This window comes from Jatrophihabitans sp. (genome assembly GCF_051960575.1).
GTDB lineage: Bacteria > Actinomycetota > Actinomycetes > Mycobacteriales > Jatrophihabitantaceae > JBQCEE01.
Genome location: NZ_JBQCEE010000103.1, coordinates 1 through 2,538 on the forward strand (window position 1 = coordinate 1; position 2,538 = coordinate 2,538).

General features: G+C 73.0%; 1 protein-coding gene. It reads left to right on the plus strand.

Translation table 11 applies throughout. The features are described 5' to 3' along the window. The first annotated feature begins 109 nt into the window (after window positions 1-109). The gene (gene lon / locus ACTHMS_RS05410) at window positions 110-2,440 is read left to right on the plus strand and encodes an endopeptidase La (protein WP_440305651.1); all 2,331 of its coding nucleotides are present in this window, start codon (window positions 110-112) and stop codon (window positions 2,438-2,440) included. Window positions 2,441-2,538: the final 98 nt, after the last annotated feature.

A 2,538-nucleotide genomic window follows, 5' to 3' on the forward strand; every position in this document is an offset into this window, starting at 1 on the left:
GCCTGACCCGTACCGGCGATGCCACCCGCCCGGTTCGGCCGGACGTTCACCCAGGGCGGAATTACATGAACGCTGGAATGAGTGTTGCAACGTAAGCGTTGATGCGGGCATGACACAGACGCTGAAGCTGCCGGTGCTTCCGCTGACCGACTCGGTTGTGCTGCCCGGCATGGTGGTGCCCGTCAGGCTGGACGCACCGGAGGTTCAGTCTGCGGTGGACGCGGCGGACACGACTGATCGGAAGGTCCTGGTCGTCCCGAGGCTGGACGGCAGGTACGCGGCGATCGGTGTGGTCGCGGTGCTCGAACAGATCGGCAGGCTCCCGAACGGGGAGAAGGCCGTGGTCGTGCGCGGTGAGGTCCGCGCCCGTATCGGAACAGGGGTGACCGGTCCCGGCTCGGCCCTGTGGGTGGAGGCGGAGACGGTCGGCGACGAGGGCGACGAGGGCACGGTCACGGGCCGGACGCACGAGCTGGCCACGGAGTACAAGGCCCTGGTCGTCTCGATCCTGCAGCGGCGCAACGCGTGGCAGGTGATCGACTCGGTGCAGCGCATCGCCGACCCCAGCGAGCTCGCCGACCTCGCCGGCTACGCGCCGTACCTGACCGACGAGCAGAAGCGGCAGCTGCTCGAGACCCCGGACGTCGCCGCCCGGCTGACGCTCGTGACCGACTGGGCGCGGCACCACCTCGGCGAGCTCGAGGTGACCGAGAAGATCCAGCACGACGTGCGCGAGGGCATGGACAAGCGCCAGCGCGAGTTCCTGCTGCGCGAGCAGCTCGCCGCCATCCGCAAGGAGCTCGGCGAGGGCGAACCCGAGGGCAGCGACGACTACCGCGCCCGGGTCGAGGCGGCCGACCTGCCCGAGAAGGTCCGCGAGGCCGCGCTGCGCGAGGTCGGCAAGCTCGAGCGGTCGAGCGACCAGAGCCCCGAGGCCGGCTGGATCCGCACCTGGCTCGACACCGTCCTCGACCTGCCGTGGACGACGAAGACGACCGACAACACCGACGTCGCCGAGGCCCGCGCGATCCTCGACGCTGACCACCACGGCCTGGACGACGTGAAGGAGCGCATCGTCGAGTACCTCGCCGTGCGTGCCCGCCGCGCCGAGCGCGGGCTCGAGGTCGTCGGCGGCCGCGGCTCGGGCGCCGTGCTCGCGCTCGTCGGCCCGCCCGGTGTGGGCAAGACGAGCCTCGGCGAGTCGGTCGCCCGCGCGCTGGGCCGGAGGTTCGTCCGCGTCGCCCTCGGCGGCGTGCGCGACGAGGCCGAGATCCGCGGCCACCGGCGCACCTACGTCGGCGCCCTGCCCGGACGCATCGTGCGGGCCATCACCGAGGCCGGCTCGATGAACCCGGTCGTCCTGCTCGACGAGATCGACAAGGTCGGCAGCGACTTCCGCGGCGACCCGGCCGCGGCCCTGCTCGAGGTGCTCGACCCGGCGCAGAACCACACCTTCCGCGACCACTACCTCGAGGTCGACCTCGACCTGTCCGATGTCGTCTTCCTCGCCACGGCCAACGTCGCCGACACCATCCCGGCGGCGCTGTACGACCGCATGGAGGTCGTCACGCTCGACGGCTACACCGAGGACGACAAGGTCGCGATCGCGCGCACGCACCTGCTGCCCCGGCAGCTCGAGCGCACGGCGATCGACGCCGGCGAGGTGACGCTGCACGACGACGCACTGCGGCTGCTCGCCGCCGACCACACGCGCGAGGCCGGCGTCCGGCAGCTCGAGCGGCTGCTCGCCAAGGTGCTGCGGAAGGCCGCGACGAAGCTCGCGACCGGCGAGACCCACGTCGACGTCACGGCGGCGAACCTGCGTGACTTCGTCGGCCGGCCGCGGTTCACCCCGGAGTCGGCCGAGCGCACCGCGGTGCCGGGCGTCGCGACCGGGCTCGCGGTCACCGGCGCCGGCGGCGACGTGCTGTTCATCGAGGCCAGCGCCGCCGAGGGGCAGCCGGGGCTCACGCTCACCGGTCAGCTGGGCGACGTGATGAAGGAGTCGGCGCAGATCGCGCTGAGCTACCTGCGGGCGCACGGCGCGGAGCACGGGATCTTCCCCGCCAAGCTGGAGCGCTCGATCCACCTGCATGTGCCCGCGGGTGCGGTGCCGAAGGACGGCCCGTCGGCCGGCGTCACCATGGTGACCGCGCTGGCCTCGCTCGCGACGAGCAAGCCGGTGCGCAGCGATGTCGGCATGACCGGCGAGGTCACGCTGAACGGACGCGTCCTACCCATCGGCGGCGTCAAGCAGAAGCTGCTCGCAGCACAGCGGGCCGGGCTGAAGACCGTCTTCATCCCGAAGCGCAACGAGCCCGACCTGGACGACGTCCCGGCCGAGGTGCTGGCCGCACTGGACGTCCGGCCCGTGCAGGACGTGCGCGACATCCTCGCCTACGCTCTCAGCGCGGCCGAGACGGCGCAGGCGGTCGCCTGACGCGTCCGGTGGGCGGTCCGCGGCGGCGCACCCCACCCCCCCCGAACCGCCCCCCCCCCCCCCCGGGCGGGGGGGGGGGGGGGGGGTCGGGGCCCCCC